Here is an 18,905-nt window from a genome sequence, read left to right on the forward strand (position 1 = left end):
GGGAATCACCCGTACGGCGGGTCAGCCGATGGCCGCCAGCATCCGGTCGGCGACCGCGGCCGCCGCGCCCGCGTCGTCGAGATCGCAGAACGACTCGCGGAAGGCCTCGTACGCGCCGGCGTACGGCGCCGTGGCGCCGGCCGGGTCGCGCAGCGCCTCGACGAGGCGCGCGCCGTCCGGGATCAGCGGCCCGGGGGCCCGGGTCTCGAAGTCGAAGTAGAAGCCGCGCAGGACGTCGCGGTAGTGCTCCAGGTCGTACGTGTGGAACAGCATCGGGCGGCCGGTCTGGGCGAAGTCGAACATCAGCGAGGAGTAGTCGGTGACGAGCGCGTCGGCGACGAGCAGCAGGTCTGCCACGTCCGGGTAGCGCGACACGTCGAGCGCGAAGCCGCCGGTGTCCGGGAGCCGGTCGCTGACGAGGTAGTGCCGGCGGACCAGCAGCACGTGGCTGTCCGCGAGCCGGGCGCGGGCGGCCTCGAGGTCGAGCCGCAGATCCAGGGCGTAGCGGCCGCCGCCCGCGGGCCGGTCCTCCCGCCAGGTCGGCGCGTACAGCACCACCTGACGGCCCTCGGGGATACCGAGGCGCTCCCGGACGGAGGCGGCGACCTTGGCCCGGTCCGGCGCGTGCAGCAGGGCGTTGCGCGGATAACCCGACTCGATCACCTCGCCCTCGTAGCCGAAGGCGCGGCGCAGGATCGGCGTGGAGAACCGGTTGGGCGAGACCAGCAGGCTCCACTGGGCGGCGCGCATCGGCAGCGACTCGATGTAGGGGCGGTTGGCCCGGTCGGTGCCGAGCAGGTCGCGGCCGATGCGCTTGAGGGGTGTGCCGTGCCAGGTCTGCACCACGAACTGGTCCGTGCCGCGCCGGAACCAGTCCGGCAGCTGGGTGTTGGTCACCACGGCCCGGCTGGTCGCCAGCGCCTCGTGCCATTCGGCGCCGCCGTACGGGACGGGCCGCACCCCGGCCGGCAGCCGCGTCTGCTGGTCGCGGACCACCCACAGCGTCTCGAACGGGACGTCGCGGCGGAGCAGTTCCTCGTGGACGGCGCGCGGCGAGTCGGAGAACTGCCGGCCGTCGAAGCTGCTGAACAGCACGGTGTCCCGGCGTGGTCCGGTGCGCAGGGCCGCGGCCCGCTCGCGCATCAGCCGTTCGTTGAAGCCGCCGCGTTCGCCGGGAGGCAGCACGGGGCCGGACTCGAGGACGAGCTGGTCGTGGTAGCGCCGGTCGATCGTGAAGTCCCTGCCGCCGACGCGTCGCACGGCGGGTACGGCGGCGTGCTCGGCGAACGCCAGCCGGACGGGCGCGTACCGCTCCGGGTCGCTGCCGCCGAGTTCGCGGAAGAACGGGTACCACCGGCCCTCGGCGAGCGGCAGCTCGCCACCGGGCCCTTCGACCGCGGCGGGCGTGAGGACGGCCCGGAAACGGCCGTCACCGCGGGTCTCGTGGGCGACGACGGTCTCCTCCCGCGTAGCGCTGTGCCGCAGCACCAGTTCGGCCCGGCGGAACGCGGCCTCCTGGAGCCGTCCCTCGATCGCGAGCTCGCCGGAGTCCGCCCAGGCGAACGCGTCGGCCAGGGGCTGCACGGCCTGGTCGGTGAGCACGAGAGCGCCGGACGCGTCGGCGGTCACGGCGATCTCACGGGCTTCACCGCCGTCGAGGGGGCGCGGCCGCGGATGCCGGCCGGTGGGCGTCGCACCGCGTACGGCGAGAGCCGCACGGCTGCCGTCGGCGCGCAGCAGCCGCACCCGCCACGACCCGCCGCCGAGCAGGGCCGGGTCCACGTCGGCGGTGAAGGCGCTGCCCTGGGCCGTGACCGGGAGCAGGTGCTCCTCCTTGGTGCGCCGGTTCTCCAGCGCGAGGGCCTCGGGCGCGGGCCCGCCGGCGCCGCCCAGCACGGCCCCCTCGATGCTCAGCAGCCCGTCGGCCGTGGCCGTGTGCCCGGTGAACAGCGCGGCGACGCGGTCCATCCGGATGCGCAGCCTGTTGCCCGAGAGCACCGGCACGGCGCGCAGGTCCTCGCGGACGTCGTGCACGGTGGGGGCGGCGCGGTTGCCCAGCATCCGCAGCGGACCGCGGCGCAGCGCCCCGCCGCCGACGACGCCGACCTCCACGTTCCAGGTGGTGCCCGGCCCGCCGAGCCGCGCCGGGTCGATCACGGTCTCGAACCCGGCCCGGTCGTAACTGTGCAGCCCCTGCCGCGAGTCGGCGGTCGCCTTCGGCACGTCCGCGGCCCGCAGCCGCAGCGGCACCACCCGCCGCCGGCCGGCCCGCAGCCAGCCGAGGGTGACCGGCCGCCGCTCGCCCGCCGGGCGGTTGCGGATGTACGCGTAACCCCGCAGATGTAGCCTGCCGTCGCGCCACACCGCCTCGGTGACGTCGGACATCACCGGGAGTTCGGCGGGCGCGGGACGGTCGACACCGCGCGGCAGCGGCGCGGTGAGCACGGGGTACTCGGCGCGGCGTCCCAGGCCGCGCAGCCGGAACGCGTCACGGCCGTGCTTCTTCTCGAAGGCGAGCAGATCGAGGAGCTCGGTCAGCCGGCGCTCCCTGACCAGTTGCCACTTGACACGGAAGTGCAGCGGAAGCCTCTCGAGAACGTCCCGCCCGACGGAGTCCGCGAACGCGCCGGCGTGCTCCAGGAAGGCCGCGTGATAGGCGTCGTCACCGTCCGGCAGCGCCTCCATGAACAGCCACAGATCGCTGCAGAGCACGCTCCGCTCGTAACGCCGCCTGCCCTCCGCCCACTTGTCCTCCCCGGCGAGGAAGTCCCGTGCCCCGGCCACGGACCCGGTACGGTCGCGCACCGCCTTCGGCCGCGCCCTGCGCGTGGTGATCGACCCGTCGCGGTCGCGCCACAGATAGACCGTGTCGTGCAGGACGTCCACGGAACCGGCGAGGAAGTGCGCGGGCAGGATCACCGGAATGTCCTCGAACAGGACCCCTTCGGGAAACGCGAGCGCGTGCCGGTCCCAGAACGCTCTGCGGAACACCTTGTTGCACGCGATCCGGTCGTACAGCAACGGCCAGTGCCGGGTGACGTGCGTGGCCGTACGGGACTTGGCCATCGGCTCGCGGAACATCGGCGACTGCTCGACCTTGCCGCTCGCCCGCAGCCTGCTCACGTTCCCGCTGACGAAGTCCGACCCGGACGCGTCGAGCGACGCCACCATCTTCTCGTACGCCTCTGGCGGCACGACGTCGTCACTGTCCACGAACGCGAGGAACTCACCGCGCGCCTCCCGCGTCCCGGCGTTACGGGCGGCGCCGAGCCCGGCGTTGACCTGCGTGACAAGCCTGAACCGCGCGTCCTCCGCGACGAACCGCCGCGCGATGGCGGCGCTTTCGTCCGTCGACCCGTCGTCCACCATGACGACCTCGATGTCCGCGAGACGCTGCCCGGCGAGCGAGCGCAGACACTCGTCCAGGAAGTCCTCCACGTTGTACACGGGAACGACGATGCTGAGCCGCAGCGGCATGGTGGACACGTCCATTCTTGAAGCAGGTTCGCTGCGCAGAACAACCGACCCACCTTCCTGGGGTCACCCCCTTTCCCCCATCCGGGTGACACGGTCCGCGGGGCGGGGCAACTCCAGCCCACCGGCGCCTGAGGCGGGGCAACCTCAGCCTCGCCGGGGCTTGGGCCGGGGCAACCTCAGCCTCGCCGGCGATTGAGGCGCGACCGCGGTCATCCGGGCCCGCCGGCGCTCGCGGCGCAGCCCGGGCAACCCCAGCCCCGCCGGCGATTGAGGCGCGGGGCTCGGGGCAGCGCCCCGACAAGACCGGCAAGTCACAGCCCGGCCGGCGCTTGAGGCCACCGCGCGCAGCGCGGTACGGGGCTGCGGGGCGCAAGGTCAGAGCACGTGACACGGGCCCGGGGCGGAGCCCCGGTTTCGGGAAGGGGCGGGGTGGGGGAACGTCACGACCGCAACGCCGCCACCGCTCCCCTCGCCACCTCGTCCAGGTACCCCCCGTCCACCCCACCCCGCACCACCACCAGCCGCCAGTACAGCGGCCCCACGATCACATCCAGCGCCCGGTCCGGATCCGTCCCCTCGGCCAGCTCCCCCCGCCCCACCGCGTCCCGGACGATCAGCGCCGCCACCCCCCGCTGCTCGTCCAGCAGCGCCGCCTTGATCGCGTCCGAGATCTCGGGGTTGCGCGCCGACTCGACCAGCAGGTCGGGGATGACCCGCGAGGCCACCGGATGCCGCAGCGCGTGCGCGGCGACCTCCAGGAGCGCCCGCACGTCCCCGTACAGCGACCCCGTCGCCGGCGCCGGCAGCCCCTGCGCCGCGAAGGCGGAGACCAGGTCCAGCACGAGCGACAGCTTGGACTTCCAGCGTCGGTAGACCGCCGTCTTCCCGACCCCCGCCCGCCGCGCGATGCCCTCGATGGACATCCGGGCGAAGCCGACGGCCGCGAGTTCCTCGAAGACGGCGCTCCGGATGGCGTCGGTCACGTCCTCCCGGAGCACGGCGGCTCCTGCGGGGGCGCGGCGTGGGCTTCTGGGGTCCGTCGTCATGCCCACGAGCATACGCGGCGACGACGGAACGGTTGCGTCCCGACGTAAACTCGTCCTACCCTCCCCGTAGCGACGAAACGGTACCGTCCCAGCGTGCGCGGAAGGCGAGCCCCATGACCACAGCCACCCCCACAGCCCCCGTGGCCCCGCCACCCCTCCCACCCCCGCCCACCGACCTCGCCGCGCTCGCCGCCCGCCACGGCCTGACCGTCAGCGGCGCGCGGCCCACCCTCCCCGCGTACGCCCGCGGCCTCTGGTCGCGCCGCGACTTCATCACCGCGTTCGCGACCGCCAAGCTCACCGCCCAGTACAGCCAGGCCCGCCTCGGCCAGCTGTGGCAGCTGATGACCCCGCTGCTCAACGCCGCGGTCTACTTCCTGGTCTTCGGCGTGCTGCTCGGCACCGCCGACCACGTCCCCGACTTCGTGCCGTTCCTCGTCACGGGCGTGTTCATCTGGACCTTCACGGCGAACTCGATCACGTCCGGGACCCGTGCGATCTCCGGCAACCTCGGCCTGGTCAGGGCCCTGCACTTCCCGCGCGCCGCGCTGCCCGTCGCGCTCGCCCTGCAACAGGTCCAGCAACTGCTGTTCTCGCTCGGCGCGCTGATCGTGATCCTGGCGGCCTTCGGCCAACTCCCCACCGCGTCGTGGCTGCTCGCGGTGCCCGCGCTCGTGCTGCAGGCCGTCTTCAACACCGGGCTGTCGATGGCGATGGCGCGAGTCGCTGCCCGTACGCCCGACGTCTCGCAGCTGATGCCGTTCCTGCTGCGCACCTGGATGTACGGGTCCGGGGTGATGTGGTCCGTCGACAAGGTGATCGGTGACCGGGACCTGCCCCAACTGGCGGCGCTGGCCCTGCAGTACAACCCGGCCGCGCTCTACATCGACCTGGTGCGCTTCGCGTTCATCGACTCGTTCACCGCGGACCGGCTGCCGCCGCACGTCTGGGCCGCGGCCCTGCTGTGGGCCGTGCTCTGCGGAGCCGGCGGACTCCTGTACTTCTGGCAGGCGGAGGAGCGGTACGGCCGTGGCTGAGAACCGACCCCATGAGCGAACCCAACACACCGAGCGGGCTGAGCGGACCGAGCGGGCCCCCACCGTCGTCGCCGACGGCGTCCACATCACCTACCGGGTCAACGGCGCGCGTACCGGCCGCGGCAGTGCCACCTCCGCCCTCAGCCGGATCGTCTCCCGCCGGGCCTCCCCCGGCGTACGCGAGGTGCACGCCGTCAAGGGCGTCAGCTTCGCCGCGTACCGGGGCGAGGCGATCGGCCTCATCGGCTCCAACGGATCCGGCAAGTCGACCCTGCTCAAGGCCGTCGCCGGCCTGCTCCCGACTGCGCGAGGCCGGATCTACACCCAGGGTCAGCCCTCCCTCCTCGGCGTCAACGCGGCCCTGATGTCGGAACTGACCGGCGAGCGCAACGTCGTCCTCGGCGGCCTCGCGATGGGCATGACCCGCGCGGAGATCCACGACCGCTACGACGACATCGTCGACTTCTCCGGCATCAACGAGAAGGGCGACTTCATCGCCCTGCCGATGCGCACGTACTCGTCCGGCATGGGGGCCCGGCTGCGCTTCTCCATCGCCGCCGCCAAGAACCACGAGGTGCTGCTCATCGACGAGGCACTGTCCACCGGCGACGCCCGCTTCCGCCGTCGCAGCCGCGAACGCATCGACGAACTGCGGCGGGAGGCCGGCACCGTCTTCCTGGTCAGCCACAGCAACTCCACCATCACGGAGACCTGCGACCGCGCGCTCTGGCTGGAGGCGGGCACACTACGGATGGACGGGCCGGCGAAGGAAGTCGTCGCGGCGTACGAGGACTTCACCAAGGGCGGAGCCGGGTCCGCCGGGCGGACCGCGCGGTAGGCTCCGACTGCCGGACGGCCAAGGGGATGGTGGTCGGGATGAACGGTCGGAGACCGGAACCGCTGCGGGACGACGATCCGCGCGAGATCGCCGGATACGCGCTGCGGGCACGCATCGGCGAGGGCGGCATGGGAACCGTCTTCCTCAGCCGCAGCCACGACGGCGCGCTGCCCGTCGCGCTGAAGCTGATCCGGCGCGAGCACGCGCGGAGCGAGGACTTCCGCCGGCGGTTCGCCCGCGAGGTCGAGGCCGCGCGACGGGTCCGCGGCGCGCACCTGGTGCAGGTCGTCGACCACGACGCGGACGCCGAACTGCCGTGGCTCGCCACCCGTTACGTACCGGGACTGCCGCTCGGCGACGTGCTGAGCGGCCACGGGCCGCTGCCCCTGTCGTGCGTCCTGCGGCTGACGGCCGGCGCGGCCCGCGCGCTGGACGCCGTGCACACCGCCGGTCTCATCCACCGGGACGTGAAGCCGGGGAACCTGCTGCTGACCGCCGAGGGGCCGTGGCTGCTCGACTTCGGTATCGCCCGCGCCGCGGACGGCACCTCCGTGCTGACCACCGTCGGGCGGATGGTCGGCACCCCGAAGTACATGTCGCCCGAGCACGCGCTGGGCCGCGAACTGACGCCCGCGTCGGACGTGTTCACGCTCGGGCTGGTGGCGGCGGAGGCGGCTGCCGGACGCCATCCGTACGGCGAGGGCGGCGGCCTCGCCGTCGCGACCCGCATCGCCGGCACCGACCGCGACCCCCCGGACCTGTCGGCCCACCCGCCGGCCCTCCGCCGACTCCTGACCGCCACTCTGGCGGCCCGCCCGCAGGACCGCCCGTCCGCGTCGGAGGTCGCGGAACTGTGCGGCCCGCCCGACTTCGCCGCCTGGCTCCCGAAACGCGTCGCATCGGCCGTCACGGAGACCGCCCGCGCGTCCGCCGGACTCTCCACCCCCCAGGACCCCCGATCCACCTCATGGCTCCCCCACTTCCGCCGCTCCCCGTGACCCCACGGGTGCCAGCACACCGGGCCCCTGCCGGGCCCGGGCTGCTGGGTAGGGGCGCATCCCCCGCCCGGGGGGCAGGGGCGGAGCCTTGTATGCCCCACCCGGGACACGGGCCGAAGCCGGCGCGACGTCACACAGGGCAGGGGCGCAGCCCAGGCCGCGCCCGCCCCGCCGGGGCAGGACCGAGGGGTCCGGGGGCGGAGCCCCCGGTTTCGGAGGGAAGGGCAGGGTGCGGGAAAGCCACGGGCCCGGCCGCGCACACGCGCGACCGGGCCCGTCACCTACCGCCGCCCTCCGGGCGGCCCCGTCAGCTGTGCGTACGCAGCAGCTGACGCATCGTCCGCATCGCCACCGACAGATTCGCCAGGTCGAACGTGTCCGAGCTCTGGATCTCGTCCAGCGTCGTCCGCGCCCGCCCCAGGATCGCCGAGTTCTTCCGCTCCCACTCCTGGAACCGGTCTTCCGGCGTCGAGGTCCCGTTGCCCACGGACAGCACGTCCGCCGTGAGCATGGCGTGCGCCGCGTACAGGTCCTCGCGGATGGAGGCGCGGGCCATGGACTGCCAGCGGTCGGCCCGCGGCAGTTCGATGATCCGGTCCATCAGCTGCGTGATGGAGAGCCGGTCCGCCAGGTCGTAGTACACGTCGGCGACGGCCAGCGCGTCCTGCCCGTTGCGGTCCGAGATCGCGACGATGTCGAGCGTCGGGAACGCGGACGAGAAGCCGGCCACCCGCAGCGCGAGCGCCTCCGGGACGCCCGCCCCGGTGAGCTCGTCCAGGATGCCCTGGTACCACTCCAGGTCCGCGCCGCGCAGCATCTTCGGCAGCGCCGCCCACACCTGCTCGACGCGCTCCGAGAAGAACTCGATGGTCTCCGCGAGCTCCAGCGGCTGCGGCCGGTTGCCCAGCAGCCAGCGCGTGCCGCGCTCGACGAGCCGGCGCGAGTGCAGCCGGACCCGGGTCTGGACGTCCGCGGGGACCTCGTTGTCGAGCGCCTCGACCGCGTCCCACACCGCGCTGAGACCGAAGATCTCGCGCGCCGCGGTCTGCGCCCGGACGATCTCCTCCATGGTCGCGCCGGTCTCCTCCCGCAGCCGGTGCAGGAAGGTCGAACCACCGGTGTTGACGGTGTCGTTGACGAGGACCGTCGTCACGATCTCGCGGCGCAGCGGGTGCGCGTCGATCGCGTCGCCGAACTTCTCGCGCAGCGGCTTGGGGAAGTAGGCGTGCAGCAGCCTGCGCAGGTACGGGTCGTCCGGCAGGCCCGTCTTGATCAGGTCCTCCGCCACCGTGATCTTCGTGTAGGCGAGGAGCACTGCCAGCTCGGGCTGGCTCAGGCCCTTGCCGGTGTTGAGCAGTTCACGGATCTGGCGGTCGTTGGGGAGGAACTCGAGCGCCCGGTCCAGGTGCCCGTCCCGTCCGAGGCGCCGCATGAAGCGCTGGTGGGCGTGGAGCAGGGAGGGTGACTGGGCGATGGCGTTGGCGAGGGCCGTGTTCTGCGCATAGTTGTTGCGCAGCACCAGCACGCCGACCTCCTCCGTCATCTTCGCGAGGAGCTGGTTGCGCTGCTTGACGGTCATGTCGCCTTCCACGACGAGGCCGTTGAGCAGGATCTTGATGTTGACCTCGTGGTCGGAGGTGTCGACGCCGGCGCTGTTGTCGATCGCGTCGGTGTTGATCTTCCCGCCGTTGCGGTCGAACTCGATCCGGCCGAGCTGGGTGCAGCCCAGGTTGCCGCCCTCGCCGACGACGCGGACCCGCAGATCGGCGCCGTTGACGCGGATGGCGTCGTTGGCCTTGTCGCCGACATCGGCGTTCGACTCGGTGGCCGCCTTGACGTAGGTGCCGATGCCGCCGTTCCACAGCAGGTCGACCGGCGCCTTGAGGATGGCCTGCATCAGCTCGGCGGGGGTCATCTTGGTGACGCCGGCCTCGATGCCGAGGGCCTCTCGCATCGCCGCGTTGACCGGGATCGACTTGGCGCTGCGCGGGTGGATGCCGCCGCCCTGGGACAGCAGCGTCTTGTTGTAGTCGGCCCAGGAGGAGCGGGGCAGCTCGAAGAGCCTGCGGCGCTCGGCGTACGAGAGGGCCGCGTCCGGGTCCGGGTCGATGAAGATGTGGCGGTGGTCGAAGGCGGCGACGAGCCGGATGTGCTCGCTGAGCAGCATGCCGTTGCCGAACACGTCACCGGACATGTCGCCGACGCCGACGACGGTGAAGTCCTCGGTCTGGGTGTCGTGTCCGAGCTCGCGGAAGTGCCGCTTGACCGACTCCCAGGCGCCGCGGGCGGTGATGCCCATGCCCTTGTGGTCGTATCCGGCGGACCCGCCGGACGCGAAGGCGTCGCCGAGCCAGAAGTCGTACGCGACCGCGACCTCGTTGGCGATGTCGGAGAACGACGCGGTGCCCTTGTCGGCGGCGACGACGAGATACGTGTCGTCCTCGTCGTGGCGGACCACCTGGGCCGGCGGGACGACCTCGCCCGCGACCAGGTTGTCGGTGATGTCGAGCAGCGCCGAGATGAAGGTCTTGTAGCAGGCGATGCCCTCGGCCAGCCAGGCGTCGCGGTCCACGGACGGGTCCGGGAGCTGCTTGGCGACGAACCCGCCCTTCGCGCCGACGGGCACGATCACGGTGTTCTTGACCATCTGGGCCTTGACCAGGCCGAGGATCTCCGTACGGAAGTCCTCACGCCGGTCGGACCAGCGCAGACCGCCTCGGGCGACCTTGCCGAAGCGCAGGTGGACGCCCTCGACGCGCGGCGAGTACACCCAGATCTCGAACGCGGGGCGCGGTGCCGGCAGGTCCGGGATGGCCTGCGGGTCGAACTTCATCGACACATAGCCGTGCCGCTCGCCGCGCGTCGCCTCCTGACCTCTCCTTTCGCTTCCCTCGCTGGCGCTCTGGAAGAAGTTCGTGCGCAGCGTGGCCTTGATGACGGTGAGGAAGGCCCGCAGGATGCGGTCCTCGTCGAGGCTGGCGACCTGGTCGAGGGCGCCGTCGACCTCTTCGAGGAGCCCGTCGATCAGCTCGGTGCCCGCGCGCTGGCGGTCCGGCGACATCCGGGCCTCGAAGAGGGAGACCAGCAGCCGGGTGGTGTGGACGTTGTTGCGGAGGGTGTCCTCCATGTAGTCCTGGCTGAAGGTCGAACCGGCCTGGCGCAGGTACTTCGCGTACGCGCGCAGCACCATCGCCTCCCGCCAGTTGAGCCCGGCGCCCAGCACCAGCGCGTTGAAGCCGTCGTTCTCGGCCTCGCCGGTCCACACGGCGGCGAACGCGTCCTGGAAGCGTTCACGGGCGTCGTCGGCGAGGTAGTCGCCGACGTTGGCGGCCTTCGGCATACGCAGGCCGAAGTCGTAGATCCAGGCGGGCGTACGGTCCGCGCAGCGCAGCTCGTACGGCCGCTCGTCGACGACCTCGCAGCCGAGGCGCTGCAGGACGGGCAGCACGGCGGACAGGGAGACCTGCTCGCCGGTCCGGTAGATCTTGAAGCGCCGCTCGCCCGGGCCGGCGCCGACCGGCTCGTACAGCGAGAGGGCGAAGTCCTTCTCGGTGTGGGTGAGCTCTTCGAGGCGCACCAGGTCGGCCACGGCGGTGCGCGGCGAGTGGTCGGCCTTGTAGCCCTCGGGGAAGGCTCCCGCGTAGCTGCGGAGCAGTTCGGCGGCGCGCTCCTCGCCGAACTCGGCGTTCAGCGCCTCGCCGAAGCCGTCGGCCCAGGAGCGGGCGGCCTCCACCAGCCGGGCCTCGATCCGCTCGGTGTCGGCGTCGGTGAGGTGCGGCAGCTCGGTGCCGGACGGGACGCGCACCACGAAGTGGATGCGGGACAGGATCGACTCGGTGTTCCAGGCGGTGAAGTCGACGCTGGTGCCGCCGAGCTCCTCCTTGAGGATGTCGATCAGCCGCAGCCGCACCCCGGTGGTGTAGCGGTCGCGCGGCAGGTAGACGAGCGCGGAGTAGTAGCGCCCGTACTCGTCCTGGCGCAGGTACAGCCGCAGCCGGCGGCGCTCCTGGAGGTACAGGACGCTGGTGACGATCGCCCGGAGCTGGTCGGTGGGCGTCTGGAACAGCTCGTCACGCGGGTACGTCTCGAGGATCTGCAGCAGGTCGCGGCCGTCGTGGCTGTTGGGCGAGAAGCCCGCGCCCTGGAGGACCTCGGCGACCTTGCGGCGCACGACGGGCACGCGGCGCACCGACTCGGTGTACGCGGCGGACGAGAACAGGCCGAGGAAGCGGCGCTCGCCGATGACGTTGCCCTCGGCGTCGAACTTCTTGACGCCGACGTAGTCCAGGTAGCTGGGGCGGTGCACGGTCGCGCGGCTGTTGGCCTTCGTCAGGACGAGCAGCTTGTGCTCGCGGGCCTTGGCGCGGGCGTCGGCGGGCAGCCGGCTGAACGACGGGCTGACCGGGTGCGCCTCGTCCTCGTCGTGCTGCGGGTCGGCGCGCAGGATGCCGAGGCCGGTGCCGGGCACGGCGGCCAGGGCGTCGGACTCGGTCAGCTCGTACTCGCGGTAGCCGAGGAAGGTGAAGTGGTCGGCGGCGAGCCAGCGCAGCAGCTCCCGGGCCTCCTCGACCTCCTGGTCGCGCAGGTCGTCGGCGGTGGGCTCGCTCGGCAGGCCGTCCGCGATGCGCAGCGCGGCGTCGCGCATCTTCTCCCAGTCCTCGACGGCCTCGCGGACGTCGGACAGGACGCGCAGCAGATCGGCGGTGATCTGCTTGAGGTCGGCGCGGTCGGTCTCGCGGTCGATCTCGACGTGGATCCAGGACTCGACGAGGGCGTCGTGCGGCAGGTCCTTGGCGTTGGCCCGGGACGGCAGCACCTCGATGAGCCTGCCGGTCACGTCGCGGCGGGCGACGATCTGCGGGTGGATCACGACATGGATGCCGCGGCCCTGGCGGGAGAGCTCGTTGGTGACCGAGTCGACGAGGAAGGGCATGTCGTCGGTGACGACCTCCACGACGGAGTGGCTGCAGGTCCAGCCGTTCTCCTCGACGGTCGGCGTGTGGACCCGGACGTTCGCGGTGCCCTGCGGACGGTTCTCCGCGAGCCGGTAGTGGGAGAGCGCTGCGCCGAAGACGTCGACCGGGTCGCGGTCGGCGAGGTCCTCCGGAGCTGTGTGCAGGTAGTAGCGCTGGAGGTACGTGAGCAGGGTGCCCTGGTCGGGGCGCTTTCCCTGCTCGGTCCCAGTCGGAAGGTGCCCCCCGGCCGGGCTGTTCTCAGCAACCCGGGCCGCTCGTGCGAGCAGCTCGGCCTTGGCTTCGTCCAGCTTGGTCTGCATGTCCTCTGGCTCCTGTCGCGCGCCGTTGCGTGACGTAGGTGAAGGGTGCGACGAATCGCCGCGGCCCGGGGTGTCCGGTCGCAGTCGACGTTATGCCGCGATGAGAGCCGTCCGAGCCGTAGTCGGCCAATTCTGTCTGGCGGAGACAGTCCGGACGGGAGGGGTCAGCGATCGCCCGGACGCTGTGGCACTCCGGGCGCAGGCCGGGGGCTTCGCTGCCCCCACGGCGTATCGCGCTGATCACGCCCCCAGGCTATCCCGCCGCACCCCCGAACCGTCATGAGCCGTATGTGTACAAAAGCGGGGCCCGAAGTTTGACACTCTGGACAGCGACACAGGGCCCTTTTGCAACCAAGCAACCGGGAGCAGCCATGACCACGAAGATTCTCATCGTCACCGGGGACGCCGCGGAGTCCCTGGAGGTCCTCTACCCGTACCAGCGGCTGCTGGAGGAAGGGTACGAGGTGCACATCGCGGCCCCTGTACGCAAGAAGCTGCAGTTCGTCGTCCACGACTTCGAGCCGGGCTTCGACACGTACACCGAGAAGCCGGGCTACACCTGGCAGGCGGACCTGGCCTTCTCCGAGGTGGACCCCGGGGCGTACGCCGCCATCGTGATCCCCGGCGGGCGCGCGCCCGAGTATCTGCGCAACGATCTGGAGCTCCGCAAGATCCTCAAGGCGTTCTTCGACTCCGACAAGCCCGTGGCCCAGATCTGCCACGGCCCGCTGCTGACGGCGGCGATCGGCGGCCTCGCGGGACGCCGTGTCACGTCCTACCCGGCGCTGGAACTGGACATGCAGGCGGCCGGTGCGTCGTTCCAGGACCTGGAGGCGGTCGTCGACGGGCTGCTGGTCTCCTCACGGGCGTGGCCGGACCATCCGGCGTGGATGCGGGAGTTCCTCAAGGTGCTGCGGGCGACGGCGCCGGCCGGCTAGGCGGTTGCCGGCCACCCGGGCGGGGCTCAGGAGGCGAGGCGCAGCGCCTCCTCCACCGCCTCCGCGAGGGTGTCGACCACGGGCACGCCCACGGACTCCAGGCTGGACCTGCTGTGGGAGCCGCCCGTGAACAGCACCGCCCGGGCGCCGACGTGTGCGGCCGCCAGCGCGTCGTCCACGGCGTCGCCGATGACCACCGTGCGCTCGGGCACGACCGTCGTGGCCAGCGCCCCGAGGTGGCGCTCCATGTGCAGCGCCTTGGTGCCCCCGGACGGCCCGGTCCGCCCGTCGACGCGTATGAAACGGCTCTCGATGCCGTAGTCCCGGACCACGGGGACCAGCTGGTCGTGTCCGTACATGCTCAGCAGGGACTGGCTCCGGCCGGTGAGCTGCCACTCGTGCAGCAGCTCCTCCACGCCCTCGGTGAGCCCGCAGCCGGTCCGGTGCTCGACGTAGTGCCGGTGGAACGTCTCGTCCATGACGGTCCACTCGGCGTCCGACGGGAGGCGGCCCATCAGCCGCTCGTAGAAACGCGGTACCGGGACGCAGTACAGCTCCCGGTAGCGCTCGAGCGTGATCGGCTCCAGGCCGATCTCCGCGAACGCGGCGTTCGTCGCCGCGATGACCGCGCTGATGTCGTCGAGCAGTGTGCCGTTCCAGTCCCAGACAAGATGTGCCTGCGTCCCCTTCATCCCCATGCCGAGAACCGTACAGGCCGGGTACGACACCGAGGCCGGGAGCCGGGGCGCCGGTCAGCCGACGATGTTGGGGATCTCCTGCACGCCGAACCAGAGCAGCTCGTGGTCCTCCGCGCCGTCGACGGTGAACTGCGCGTCGTCGTCGCCGTGGTCGGCCGCGCCGAGCGCCGCCACCGCGGCGGAGACGTCGGCCTCCGCGTCGTCGGCGTCGACGTGGACGGCCGCCGCCTTGGCGATCGGAACGGCGGCGGCGATCCGCACCTCACCGAGCGCGCCCGCGTCCAGCGCCCGGTCGGGGTCGGCGACGGCGTCCTGGTCCGGTACGTCGAGGGCGACCACGACGCGGCGCCGGGCCGCATCCGGCAGACCGGCCAGCAGACGCAGGGACGCGGCGGCGGCGCGGCTGAGGGCGGCGTACTCCAGCTCCTCGATGTCGTCGGAGACGTACCACTCGCGCAGACCGGGCGTGACGGCGTACGCGGTGAGCGGGCCGGGACCGAGTTCGCCGGCCTTGTGCGCCGCTGCGAGACCGGGAAGGGTCAGAGGGACGTACACGCGCATGCCAGGCCGCTTTCGTAGTCGGAGAACGCCATCAGGATACGTGCGGCGTCCCCCTTCGGGGTGCCCTCCGGGCCTTGCCCGGCGTCCACCCCGTACACCCTCGGTGCCGTCCCCGCCCGGTGCGGACGGGCCCTCGTCACCCTGATAGGTGACTTTCGCGGGACGGTCCGCCGGGGCTCCGGTCCCTTTGCGGCGCGGGTCCGCACGCCATAGAAGTTCCCCCGTCGAAGCTACTTCCCGGTACTGAGCCCGGGACCAGCACATCGGGGGCTCTCCGTATGGACAGGACCAGGCCCGCGGGCCGGCACGACCAGCGCAGGCCCGCCGCACACGCGGCGGCGGCACTGACCCACGCCCGCGGCAGGCAGCACAAACCGCACTACTGGTTCGCCGACCGCCTGCTCGCGGTACTGAGCGGCCGGCGACCCGTGCACTGGATGCTCGGGCACACGATCGGCGAGGCGTACGAGCAACTCGTCCGCCTCGCCCCGGACACCCCACTGCTCCCCGCGGACCGGGTGACCCCGGTCGTCCGCCACTGCGGCGAGTTCCACCCGGGCCCGGGCGTGATCGAGGCCTTCGCCCGCATCGGCTCGGGCGAACGCGTCACCGCGATGGCCTTCCGCCTCGAACAGGGCCCGGACCTCCGCTGGCGCTGCGCAGCCGTGGAACTGGGCGGCGAACGCACGGGCCCGGACGCGCGATGAGGCGGCGTTGCCTGTCCGGGCACCGCTGCCGTTGCGGGCGAGGCCCGCCCTGTCACACCCACCGCCGGGCCGCGCCCTCTGCGCCCGGCTGTGCGGCCCGCAGGGAGCCCTACGGCGGCCTCCTGGCCCGTCAGCGGGCAGCGGGCCCCCAACGCCCTGGGCCGGGCGCGCTGGGCCCACCGCGTCGGTATACGGCGGCACCGGGGCACGGGGGCGGAGCCCCCGTGGACGGGTCCGGGCGGAGCCCGGTGTCGGGAAGGGGCGGGGTGGGGAAACCGCCCCGCCCAGCGGCACCCGCACCCGCCGGGCCCCGCCCCCGAACGTCGCCGGGCCGGACACCCCATGGTGTCCGGCCCGGCGCCCCGGCTACGACGTACGTACCCGCTTTACTTCTTGCGACGGCGCCCCGCCGTCTTCTGCGCCTTACGGCGCTCCGCCCGCGTCATCCCGTCGGACTGCGACCGCGCCGCCCCGTCGCCGTTGTCGAAGTCGCCTTCGACGACACCGCCTTCGCCGTCCACCGTCGGAGCGGAGAAGTGCAGCCGGTCGGGCCGCTGCGGCGCCTCGAGCCCCTTCGCGCGGATCTCCGGACGGGACGCGCCCGTGGCCACGGCCTCTTCCTTGGTCAGCGACGTCTTGTCGGCCGCCTCGACCGGGACCTCCTCGACCTGCTGCTCGACCTGGACCTCCAGGTTGAACAGGTAGCCGACGGACTCCTCCTTGATGCCCTCCATCATGGCGGTGAACATGTCGAAGCCCTCGCGCTGGTACTCGACCAGGGGGTCCTTCTGGGCCATCGCCCGCAGGCCGATGCCCTCCTGGAGGTAGTCCATCTCGTAGAGGTGCTCGCGCCACTTGCGGTCCAGGACGGACAGCACCACGCGCCGCTCGAGCTCACGCATGATGTCCGAGCCGAGCTGCTTCTCACGCGCGTCGTACTGCTCGTGGATGTCGTCCTTGATCGAGTCGGCGATGAACTCGGCGGTGATCCCGGCCCGGTCGCCGGCCGCCTCCTCCAGCTCGTCGACCGTGATCTTCACCGGGTAGAGCTGCTTGAACGCGCCCCACAGGCGGTCCAGGTCCCACTCCTCGGCGAAGCCCTCGACGGTCTCGGCCTCGATGTAGGCGTCGATCGTGTCGTCCATGAAGTGGCGCACCTGCTCGTGCAGGTCCTCGCCCTCGAGGACGCGGCGGCGCTCGGCGTAGATGACCTCGCGCTGCCGGTTGAGCACCTCGTCGTACTTGAGGACGTTCTTACGGGTCTCGAAGTTCTGCTGCTCGACCTGGGACTGCGCCGAGGCGATCGCGCGCGTCACCATCTTGTTCTCGATCGGGACGTCGTCGGGCACGTTGGCCATCGACATCACGCGCTCGACCATCTGCGCCTTGAACAGACGCATCAGGTCGTCGCCGAGCGACAGGTAGAAACGGGACTCGCCCGGGTCGCCCTGACGGCCGGAACGGCCGCGCAGCTGGTTGTCGATACGGCGGGACTCGTGCCGCTCGGTGCCCAGCACGTACAGGCCGCCGAGCTGCTTGACCTCGTCGTGCTCGGCCTTCACGGCCGCCTCCGCGCGCTCGAGCGCGGCGGGCAGGGCCGCGGCCCACTCCTCGACGTGCTCGACGGGGTCGAGGCCGCGCTGGCGCAGCTCCGCCTCGGCGAGGTCGTCCGGGTTGCCGCCGAGCTTGATGTCCGTACCGCGGCCGGCCATGTTCGTCGCGACCGTGACGGCGCCCTTGCGGCCGGCCTGGGCGACGATCGTCGCCTCACGGTCGTGCTGCTTGGCGTTGAGGACCTCGTGCTGGATGCCGCGCTTGTTCAGCTGCTGCGAGAGGTACTCGGACTTCTCGACCGAGGTGGTGCCGACCAGGATCGGCTGGCCCTTCTCGTGCTTCTCCGCGATGTCGTCGACGACGGCGGCGAACTTGGCGACCTCGGTCCGGTAGATCAGGTCGGACTGGTCGAGACGGACCATGGGCCGGTTCGTCGGGATGGGCACGACGCCGAGCTTGTAGATCTGCTGGAACTCGGCGGCCTCGGTCATCGCCGTACCGGTCATGCCGGAGAGCTTGTCGTAGAGGCGGAAGAAGTTCTGCAGGGTGATCGTGGCGAGCGTCTGGTTCTCGTCCTTGATGTCCACCCCTTCCTTCGCCTCGATCGCCTGGTGCATGCCCTCGTTGTAGCGGCGGCCGGCGAGGATACGGCCGGTGTGCTCGTCGACGATCATGACTTCGCCGTCGATGACGACGTAGTCCTTGTCCTTCTTGAAGAGTTCCTTGGCCTTGATGGCGTTGTTCAGATAACCGACGAGCGGGGTGTTCACCGACTCGTAGAGGTTGTCGATGCCCAGCCAGTCCTCGACCTTGGCGACACCGGCCTCGTGGATCGCGACGGTGCGCTTCTTCTCGTCGACCTCGTAGTCGCCGGTCTCCTCGATGCCCTTGAGCTGGTTTCCGGCCTCGCCCCTGGTCAGGCGGGTGACCAGCTTGGCGAAGTCGCCGTACCACTTGGTGGCCTGGTCGGCCGGGCCGGAGATGATCAGCGGCGTACGCGCCTCGTCGACGAGGATCGAGTCGACCTCGTCGACACAGGCGTAGTTGTGGCCGCGCTGGACGAGCTCGTCCTGGGACCACGCCATGTTGTCGCGCAGGTAGTCGAAGCCGAACTCGTTGTTCGTGCCGTACGTGATGTCGCAGTTGTACATCTCGCGGCGCTGGGAGGGCGACATGTTGGCCAGGATGCAGCCGACCTCGAGGCCCAGGAACTTGTGGACCCGGCCCATCATCTCGGAGTCGCGCTCGGCCAGGTAGTCGTTGACCGTGATGATGTGGACGCCCTTGCCGGACAGGGCGTTCAGATAGGCGGGCAGCGTGCCGACGAGGGTCTTGCCCTCACCGGTCTTCATCTCGGCGACGTACCCGAGGTGCAGCGCGGCGCCGCCCATCAGCTGTACGTCGTAGTGGCGCTGGCCGAGCACGCGCTTGGCCGCCTCGCGGACGGTCGCGAACGCCTCGGGCATCAGGTCGTCCAGGCTCTCACCGTCTTGGTACCGCTGCTTGTACTCGTCGGTGAGCGCCCGCAACTCGGCGTCGGAGAGGTTGCCGAAGTCCTCTTCGATGGAGTTGACCTGGTCCGCAATGCGGTGCAGTTTGCGCAGGATCTTGCCTTCGCCTGCACGCATGAGCTTGTTGAAGACGGACACTGAGGTTGGTCTCCTTGCCGGTCGGGCCTGGCACTGGGTCTGTGATGGACACTGGCGCGGGCACGGCAGGTAGGCCCCACCGCATCGGCCATCGTAAGCGAGGACCCCGCCGCGTCGGGAGATCCAT

General features: G+C 71.6%; 11 protein-coding genes. 5 read left to right on the forward strand and 6 right to left on the reverse strand.

Annotated features, from left to right (window positions below):
- Positions 1-21 precede the first annotated feature (21 nt).
- Positions 22-3,477: a CDP-glycerol glycerophosphotransferase family protein gene (locus ACWD01_RS02585; RefSeq protein WP_451157375.1), complete on the reverse strand. Its 3,456-nt coding sequence runs from the start codon at positions 3,475-3,477 to the stop codon at positions 22-24.
- Between the two features lie 440 nt (positions 3,478-3,917).
- Entirely contained in the window at positions 3,918-4,535 is a 618-nt protein-coding gene (locus tag ACWD01_RS02590; RefSeq protein ID WP_451157265.1) for a TetR/AcrR family transcriptional regulator, read from the reverse strand.
- Positions 4,536-4,636: 101 nt separating this feature from the next.
- Here ACWD01_RS02590 and ACWD01_RS02595 point away from each other — a divergent pair, with 101 nt between their 5' ends.
- The 3 genes from ACWD01_RS02595 to ACWD01_RS02605 are packed head-to-tail and all read left to right on the forward strand — an operon-like array spanning position 4,637 to position 7,396.
- The gene (locus ACWD01_RS02595; protein ID WP_451157267.1) at positions 4,637-5,560 is read left to right on the forward strand and encodes an ABC transporter permease; all 924 of its coding nucleotides are present in this window, start codon (positions 4,637-4,639) and stop codon (positions 5,558-5,560) included.
- Positions 5,553-6,398, forward strand: coding sequence for an ABC transporter ATP-binding protein (locus tag ACWD01_RS02600; protein WP_451157269.1), 846 nt, complete (start codon positions 5,553-5,555; stop codon positions 6,396-6,398). Before ACWD01_RS02595 ends, ACWD01_RS02600 begins: the two co-directional genes overlap by 8 nt.
- 38 nt (positions 6,399-6,436) lie before the next feature.
- Positions 6,437-7,396: a serine/threonine-protein kinase gene (locus tag ACWD01_RS02605; RefSeq protein ID WP_451157271.1), complete on the forward strand. Its 960-nt coding sequence runs from the start codon at positions 6,437-6,439 to the stop codon at positions 7,394-7,396.
- 307 nt (positions 7,397-7,703) lie between these two features.
- Here the strand turns inward: ACWD01_RS02605 and ACWD01_RS02610 are convergent, their stop codons facing one another.
- Complete coding sequence (locus ACWD01_RS02610) at positions 7,704-12,671, reverse strand: NAD-glutamate dehydrogenase (protein ID WP_451157273.1); 4,968 nt, start codon at positions 12,669-12,671, stop codon at positions 7,704-7,706.
- 371 nt (positions 12,672-13,042) lie between these two features.
- Here ACWD01_RS02610 and ACWD01_RS02615 point away from each other — a divergent pair, with 371 nt between their 5' ends.
- Complete coding sequence (locus tag ACWD01_RS02615) at positions 13,043-13,609, forward strand: DJ-1/PfpI family protein (RefSeq protein ID WP_451157275.1); 567 nt, start codon at positions 13,043-13,045, stop codon at positions 13,607-13,609.
- A gap of 26 nt (positions 13,610-13,635) precedes the next feature.
- Here ACWD01_RS02615 and ACWD01_RS02620 read toward each other — a convergent pair whose 3' ends face one another.
- On the reverse strand, positions 13,636-14,307 hold the full coding sequence (locus ACWD01_RS02620) for an HAD family hydrolase (RefSeq protein ID WP_451157277.1): 672 nt from the start codon (positions 14,305-14,307) through the stop codon (positions 13,636-13,638).
- Between the two features lie 54 nt (positions 14,308-14,361).
- On the reverse strand, positions 14,362-14,868 hold the full coding sequence (locus ACWD01_RS02625; RefSeq protein WP_451157279.1) for a DUF6912 family protein: 507 nt from the start codon (positions 14,866-14,868) through the stop codon (positions 14,362-14,364).
- A 278-nt stretch (positions 14,869-15,146) separates the two neighbouring features.
- Between ACWD01_RS02625 and ACWD01_RS02630 the strand changes: the two genes are divergently transcribed.
- Positions 15,147-15,575, forward strand: coding sequence for an Rv3235 family protein (locus ACWD01_RS02630; protein WP_451157281.1), 429 nt, complete (start codon positions 15,147-15,149; stop codon positions 15,573-15,575).
- 386 nt (positions 15,576-15,961) lie between these two features.
- Here ACWD01_RS02630 and secA read toward each other — a convergent pair whose 3' ends face one another.
- Positions 15,962-18,778: a preprotein translocase subunit SecA gene (gene secA, locus ACWD01_RS02635; protein WP_451157283.1), complete on the reverse strand. Its 2,817-nt coding sequence runs from the start codon at positions 18,776-18,778 to the stop codon at positions 15,962-15,964.
- Between the last annotated feature and the right edge of the window lie 127 nt (positions 18,779-18,905).

The organism is Streptomyces sp. NPDC002835 (assembly GCF_053591995.1).

Bases quoted from the DNA above. Each gene is read 5' to 3' on its own strand.
- ACWD01_RS02585 (WP_451157375.1), bottom strand. From the start codon at position 3,477: ATGCCGCTGCGGCTCAGCATCGTCGTTCCCGTGTACAACGTGGAGGAC.
- ACWD01_RS02590 (WP_451157265.1), bottom strand. From the start codon at position 4,535: ATGCTCGTGGGCATGACGACGGACCCCAGAAGCCCACGCCGCGCCCCC.
- ACWD01_RS02595 (WP_451157267.1), top strand. From the start codon at position 4,637: ATGACCACAGCCACCCCCACAGCCCCCGTGGCCCCGCCACCCCTCCCA.
- ACWD01_RS02605 (WP_451157271.1), top strand. From the start codon at position 6,437: ATGAACGGTCGGAGACCGGAACCGCTGCGGGACGACGATCCGCGCGAG.
- ACWD01_RS02610 (WP_451157273.1), bottom strand. From the start codon at position 12,671: ATGCAGACCAAGCTGGACGAAGCCAAGGCCGAGCTGCTCGCACGAGCG.
- ACWD01_RS02615 (WP_451157275.1), top strand. From the start codon at position 13,043: ATGACCACGAAGATTCTCATCGTCACCGGGGACGCCGCGGAGTCCCTG.
- ACWD01_RS02620 (WP_451157277.1), bottom strand. From the start codon at position 14,307: ATGGGGATGAAGGGGACGCAGGCACATCTTGTCTGGGACTGGAACGGC.
- ACWD01_RS02625 (WP_451157279.1), bottom strand. From the start codon at position 14,868: ATGCGCGTGTACGTCCCTCTGACCCTTCCCGGTCTCGCAGCGGCGCAC.
- ACWD01_RS02630 (WP_451157281.1), top strand. From the start codon at position 15,147: ATGGACAGGACCAGGCCCGCGGGCCGGCACGACCAGCGCAGGCCCGCC.